Origin of the sequence: Burkholderia sp. 4NA327C6 (assembly GCF_005502655.1) — a bacterium.
GTDB classification, from domain to species: Bacteria; Pseudomonadota; Gammaproteobacteria; order Burkholderiales; family Burkholderiaceae; genus Burkholderia; species Burkholderia contaminans.
Map to the genome: position 1 here is coordinate 1 of NZ_SCNZ01000101.1, position 6,042 is coordinate 6,042.

The window sequence follows — 6,042 nt, forward strand, 5'->3', positions numbered from 1 at the left end:
GCAGGGGGGCATGCGCGTACCGGCTCCGGGTTTGTCATACCCGGGCAGGGGTTGGAGGGCCGAGCGCATCCGGACAACAATCGGCGTACTCCGAGCCCTATCTTTCGTCTTCCCTCTTTTTTTCGAAAGCGAGTAATTTCGATGGCTGCCATTCAAAAGCCCGATTGGTCGAAGCTCAGTTCGCTCGATCCGGAACTGATCCGGGCATTCGTCGCCGTGGTCGAGAGCGGCGGCTTCACCGCGGCGGCCCGGCAACTGCATCGCACGCAATCGACGATCAGCCTGCGCATCCGCACGCTCGAGGAGCGGCTCGACACGCACCTGTTCATGCGCAACAGCCGGCGGCTCGAGCTGTCGCGCGACGGCGAGAATTTCCTGATCCATGCGCGCCGGATCATCCAGGTGCAGAACGACGCGATCCTCGCGCTGAAGCAGGCGAGCAGCGACCGCGGCGTCGTGCGCTTCGGGTTGCCCGAGGACTATGCGGAGCTGTGGCTGCCCGACCTGCTGAAGTCGTTCTATGCGATGCGGCCGGGCGCGCGCCTGCACGTGCATTGCCGGATGTCGCTCGAACTGCTCGAACGGCTGCAGGCCGGCGAGCTCGACGTGGCGCTCGTCGTGCGTCACGGGCCCGGCGCGGGCGGGCGGGTGCTCGGCCGGCACGACGTCGTGTGGGCCGCGCATCGCGATTTCGCGCTCGACCGCCATGCGTCGGTGCCGCTCGCGCTGTTCCCGGAAACGTGCTGCTACCGGCAGCGCGGGCTGCAGGCGCTCGCGACGGCCGACCGGTCGTTTCATGTCGTCTACACGAGCCAGAGCCCGACCGGCATCAAGATCGCGGTGAACCACGGCGCGGCCGTGACGATGATCGATCGCTGCACGCTGCCCGAGAACTGGCGCGTGCTCGACGAGTCGGACGGCTTTCCGTCGCTGCCGGCGGCCGACCTCGAACTGCATCGCTCGCCGGGCATCTGCGATCCGCTGACCGACGATCTGGTGTCGCTGATCGAATCGATGGTCGACGAGCGGCGGCGCGCGTCGCTCGAGGCGTTCGCCGCGTAACCGGAGCAACGCACAGGCGAGCGCGGCGCAGGTGAAGGTGACGCGAGCCGCGGCGCGCGATCACCGTGCGCGGACGGCGGCGCACCGCCGGCCGCCGGTCGCCGGACTGTGAAGTGATGTGTCCCCCCATGCCGTTTTTTGCATCGGCGGTCCGTTTTTTTGCACGACGTTTATGTCGTCTCTTCTAAGCTGGGGACGTGTCGAACAGCCGAGACGGCTTCCGTCCGCTCCATGACCTTCATTCGTCCCGTTCCCGCCTTCCATGTCGCCGGCCGCCCGGTGCGCGCCGGCGCACGCAACAACGTCATTCCCTTCCCGCCGCCGTGCCCGCGCCTGCAGTTGCCCGTCACGCTGACGGCCGACTCCGGCGAACACGCGCACGCCCGGCTCGCCGCGCTGCTGCATTCCCCGCTCGGCGTGTACGTCGTCAGCGCGCGCGCCGTGCGCGACGTGGTTCACGTGCACTTCGACATCGCGCCGGAAGACCTGGATTTCACGCTGCACATGCTGATCGCGCAGCAGGCCGACGCGGTGATCGGGCCGGTCGCGCGCCGCTTGCGCATCGGGCCGACGGCGCGGTGAAGCGAGGAACGGTTGTTGCTCGCTCCTGGACGACTTGTCCGATCCGTCGCCCGATTGCCGGCCGCCGTGCTGTCCGTCGCGAGACGGCGGACAGGCGTGCGGCACCGCGTGCGCGGCGCCGATCCTGAATATGGAGGGGTCATGGACCTCATGGAAGCAGTACCTGTCGCGCGGCCGGAAAGCCGCCGCGCGCGGACGGTGTCGCTGCCGTCGGGCCAGCAGCTCGCGCGTCAGCTCGTGACGACGGTGCGCGTGGCCGAAGTGCTGCTGCATCAGGCGATCGTCGTGCCCGCCCGGCATCAGTGGTCGGTCGACACCGACCGGGTCGACGCGGCCGGCGGCCCGCTCGCGGCGTGGGAAACCTGCGTGACCTGGCGAATCGGCAAGGTGTTCGCGTCGACGGTCACCCCGGCCGCGCGTGTCAACGATCGCGACCAGGTGGCGGTCGAGATCCGGCTCTATTTGCCCGAACAGGACTATGTGGCGGGGCGGCACGTGAGCACCTTCGGCCTGCGCCACGGCAATGTCTTCTGCGCGACGCTTTCGGTCGCGTCGGGCGCGCAGTGGAGCTGGCAACGCAAGGAGCACGTCGCGCCGGAACACCGGCACGTGCGCGGCGACACGCTCGAGGCGCTCGTCGATACGGTGGCCGCGAACGTCAACGCGGCGCTCGGCGCGGCCGGGTTCGGCGCGAAGCGCTGATCACGCGTCGCCGGTCTGTCCGGTCTGCCGCTGCAGGTCTTCCATCAGCTGTTCCGCGAGAAAGTCGCACGGCGGCCGCTTCGATTTCGTGCTGCGCGCGAGGATCAGTTCGAGCGGCGGCAGGTCGGGCAGCCCGTGCGAGCGGCCGAGCATCGACAACTGCGCGGGAATCGCGCAGCGCGCGAGCGGCGCGACGGCCAGGCCGGCTTCGACCATGCTGAGCAGCCCGAGCAGGCTCGGGCTTTCATAGGAGGTGCGGTACGGCACCTTGGCGCGCTCCAGGCTGCGGATCGCGTTCTCGCGCGCGACGCTGCCCGGCATGAACACCGCGATCGGCAGCGGCCGTTCCTCCCACACGCGCGGCCCGTTCGTCATCGCGGCCCACGCCATCGGCTCGTGGCGGATGAAGTCGCCGGTGAGCCCCTTGATGCGCGTGCCGCACACGAGATCGACGGTGCCGTCCTTGATCAGCGGCGCGAGCGCGCTGCTGGGCAGCCCCATCACCTGGATCTCGACCTTCGGGTAGGTCGCCGAGAATTTCTTCAGGACCGACGGCAGCAGCGACGACGCGTAGTCGTCAGGCACGCCGATCACGACCTTGCCGGTCACCTCCGGCCGCACGACGGCCGCCCATGCCTCGTCGCGCAGCGCCAGCATTCGTCTGGCGAATCCCAGCAGCACTTCGCCTTCGCGCGTCAGCACGATGCTGCGCGGCTTGCGCACGAACAGCGGCCGGCCGATCGCGTCTTCCAGGCTCTTGATCTGCATGCTCACGGCCGACTGCGAGCGGTTCACGGCCTCGGCGGCGCGGGTCATGTTGCCGGTTTCCGCGACGGCGACGACGGTGGCCAGCACGTCGTGATCGAGCATCTTCATGAGTATCAAGAAAACTGAACGTAACGATCAGCATTATGCGTTTTTATTGTTGCTGTGTGTCTGCCATAGTGCGATCACGCTGACGTTTCACCCGAGGGTGGCGCAGCGTTCGGGCCGGCCGAGCCGGCGTGCAGCACTGAACAGGAAAGCGTGGTGTCTCGATGATGGACCATCCGTTGCGCGCCGCACTGGCCGCGGAATTGCATGCGCGGCCGTTCCTGCGGCTCGCCGAAGCCGTATCGCTCACGCATTACGCGATCTACACGGACGGCCAGCCCGACATCCACGAAACGCTGCTGCACGCGCTGTGCCGCGAGACCGGCATTGCCGCGCCGCACGAAGGCGCGACGCACTACGCGGTGCAGTCGCCGAGCGGCTGGCACCTGAAGTGGGAGCGCCACACCGAATTCTCGACCTTCACGTTCGTCGCGCCGCGGCGCGACACCGGCTATTTCGACGATCTCGCGATCGAAGGCATTCCGGCCGCGTGGTTCGCGCGGCTCGCCGGCATCCGCTTCGTCGCGGTGCGCATGGAGCTGCTGTCGGGCGACGCCGCGCGGCTCGTGTGCGGCGACCTGCGCCGCTGGATCGACGGGCCCGCGCTCGTCGGCAGCAACGTGCTCGGCGGCGGCAAGGTGTTCTGCGACTGGCACGTGCGCGACGACGGCTTCATGCGCTTTCTCGTGGTCGACGAGGATTTCCGCGAGGAGCAGGGCGGCCGGCTGCTGCAGCGCCTGTACGAAATCGAAACGTACCGGATGATGGCGCTGCTCGCGCTGCCCGTCGCGCGCCGGATGAGCCGCGAGCTCGACGAGATCCACGCGGCACTGCACGCATTGATGCAGCGGATGGACGCGAGCGGCGCGGACGGCGACGACACGGCGCTGCTCGTCAAGCTCACGCATCTCGCGGTGCGGGTCGAATCGCTGTCGGGATCGGGCGCGCGTTTCAGCGCGTCGCGAGCGTACGAAAAGCTCGTGCTGGCCCGCATCCACGAGCTGCGCGAGGAGCGCATCGAAGGCATGCCGACGATCGCCGAATTCATGGAGCGCCGTTTCGCGCCGGCGATGGAAACCTGCCGCAGCGTATGGGCGCGCCACGAGCAGATCGCCGCGCGGATCGCGCGGGCGGTCGACCTGCTGCGCACGCGCGTGAACCTTGCCCAGGAAAAGGACGTGACGCGCCTGCTGGCGGGCATGGAGCGTACCGCACGCAATCAGCTTCACTTGCAGCACGCCGTTGAAGGGCTGTCGGTGGCGGCCATTTCGTACTACGTGCTGTCGCTCGCGACGGCGGCGTTCAAGGCGCTGCACGTGATGAACCTGCCGGTCGATCCGGAGCTGGCGGAAGGCCTGCTGATCGCGCCGGTCGTGTTCGCGGTGATTCATATCACGCGGCGCACGCGCGCGCAGCTGGCGCGATCGGAGGCCGCGCACGACGGCACGCCGGTGCCTGCGGCGGCATTGAAGCAGGTCGGTTAGAACATCGAAAACACAATCAATGAAAGGAATGGAGATGACTTTTTCGCACAAGCAAGCGGCGTTCTTCAGCGGTTTCGATGCCGCGTTCGATGAGCCGGCACTGGATGAGCCGGGTGCGTCGGACGAGCCGCGCGTGACGTCGTATCAGGCCGTGCTGCAGGAGCCGATGACGTCGCTCGTCGGGAATACGATCGACCGGCCGGACGTCGCGGCGGTGGCGATTCTCGGGTACAACTGACGTACGGTTGCTTCGCGGCGGTTCAACGTAACGCGGGCGTTTCGTTCGAGTGGAGCGTCGGGCGCCCGCGCGCGCCGGCTTTGCCCGCCGTTCAGCATGACCGGCAATCCGCCGGACGTCCTTTTGCGCGTCGCACGCGCCATGCTTTCCCTACTCGATTTCCCCGCCCCCTGCGCCAACGCCAGTTCGGCGAACGCGCGCGCAGCGGCGCTTCGGTACGCCCCCTTGCGCTGCAGCAGCACGGCCGTACGCCGCAGGACGGCCGGATCGAGCGCGACGGCAGCGAGATCGTCGTGCCCGGCCGCGATCGTCGCGGGCAGCAGCGTCGCGAGGTTCGTGCGGCGCACGATCTCGATCACCGCCCCCGGTGAATTCGCTTTCATCAACACACGTGGCCGCACGTCGTGCTCGCGGAAATAGCGGTCGATCTGCACGCGTGTCGCGAACTGGGCCGCGCGTGGCAGCCGCCCGGCTGCTCGTTTTCCCCACCCTTCGTTGCACCCGGCGGCGCTCGTACCGCCGGGCGCCCGCGCTGCTGCACGGGGCCGGCTCGTGCCCCCGTTTTCCATCCTCCCCAAACATCGATCCCGTTCAATGTCCGGAACGGAAATCCGCGATCCAAAAGGTTTTTGACGGGTTTAAAAATTCGCACTGGAGACGACAGAAACGTGCGGAAAGCCCGATGAAAACCGATGAAATCTTCATGACAGCCAGCGCGACGCCCCCGGTCGGTCGCCACTGACGGCCGCCGATCGCCGTGCGTTCGCCCACACCTGTTTCGTTGCGCCATTCGTTGCGGAAGAGGAATCGCTCGCTCCCTCTCCGCCAGCACCGTGCGACCGCCCGGCTGGTCGCGCCTGACGCCTGAGATTCGCTTACCTGCCTAATACGGACCATCATGAAACGGGATTCATTCAGTACACCTGATGCGATGCATCGACCGGCGACGGACATGCTCAAGCCGAACGACGCCTTCGTGCGCATCGAGAACGTCGTGAAGAAATTCGGCGACAGCACCGCTGTCGACAACGTGAACCTGACGATCGCGAAGAACGAGCTGTTCGCGCTGCTCGGCAGCTCGGGCTGCGGCAAGTCCACGTT

8 protein-coding genes and 1 pseudogene are annotated in these 6,042 nt (G+C 67.6%); 6 read left to right on the plus strand and 3 right to left on the minus strand.

The window, feature by feature from the left end:
- The first annotated feature begins 141 nt into the window (after window positions 1–141).
- From FFS49_RS41455 to FFS49_RS41465, 3 genes are all read left to right on the plus strand, one after another.
- The gene (locus FFS49_RS41455; RefSeq protein WP_039369879.1) at window positions 142–1,062 is read left to right on the plus strand and encodes a LysR family transcriptional regulator; all 921 of its coding nucleotides are present in this window, start codon (window positions 142–144) and stop codon (window positions 1,060–1,062) included.
- Between the two features lie 231 nt (window positions 1,063–1,293).
- Window positions 1,294–1,644, plus strand: a complete 351-nt coding sequence (locus tag FFS49_RS41460; RefSeq protein WP_071333294.1) for a hypothetical protein — start codon at window positions 1,294–1,296, stop codon at window positions 1,642–1,644.
- Between the two features lie 141 nt (window positions 1,645–1,785).
- Window positions 1,786–2,346, plus strand: coding sequence for a hypothetical protein (locus FFS49_RS41465; RefSeq protein ID WP_105815804.1), 561 nt, complete (start codon window positions 1,786–1,788; stop codon window positions 2,344–2,346).
- Here FFS49_RS41465 and FFS49_RS41470 read toward each other — a convergent pair whose 3' ends face one another.
- Window positions 2,347–3,222 carry a LysR family transcriptional regulator gene (locus FFS49_RS41470; RefSeq protein WP_034181902.1) on the minus strand — a complete coding sequence of 292 codons (876 nt, stop codon included), beginning with the start codon at window positions 3,220–3,222 and terminating at the stop codon, window positions 2,347–2,349.
- Between the two features lie 161 nt (window positions 3,223–3,383).
- Between FFS49_RS41470 and FFS49_RS41475 the strand changes: the two genes are divergently transcribed.
- Together FFS49_RS41475 and FFS49_RS41480 are read left to right on the plus strand one after the other, a co-directional pair.
- Complete coding sequence (locus tag FFS49_RS41475) at window positions 3,384–4,703, plus strand: DUF3422 domain-containing protein (protein ID WP_105815805.1); 1,320 nt, start codon at window positions 3,384–3,386, stop codon at window positions 4,701–4,703.
- A 34-nt stretch (window positions 4,704–4,737) separates the two neighbouring features.
- Window positions 4,738–4,941 carry a hypothetical protein gene (locus FFS49_RS41480; protein ID WP_105815807.1) on the plus strand — a complete coding sequence of 68 codons (204 nt, stop codon included), beginning with the start codon at window positions 4,738–4,740 and terminating at the stop codon, window positions 4,939–4,941.
- 149 nt (window positions 4,942–5,090) lie between these two features.
- Here FFS49_RS41480 and FFS49_RS41485 read toward each other — a convergent pair.
- Window positions 5,091–5,393, minus strand: a pseudogene (locus FFS49_RS41485) (LysR substrate-binding domain-containing protein); the annotation flags it as partial.
- 139 nt (window positions 5,394–5,532) lie between these two features.
- Window positions 5,533–5,901, minus strand: a complete 369-nt coding sequence (locus tag FFS49_RS42335) for a hypothetical protein (RefSeq protein WP_171026921.1) — start codon at window positions 5,899–5,901, stop codon at window positions 5,533–5,535.
- Between FFS49_RS42335 and FFS49_RS41495 the strand changes: the two genes are divergently transcribed.
- The coding region (locus tag FFS49_RS41495; RefSeq protein ID WP_249362367.1) for an ATP-binding cassette domain-containing protein at window positions 5,873–6,042 on the plus strand (170 nt) is incomplete at its 3' end. The two genes, FFS49_RS42335 and FFS49_RS41495, sit on opposite strands and share 29 nt — an antisense overlap.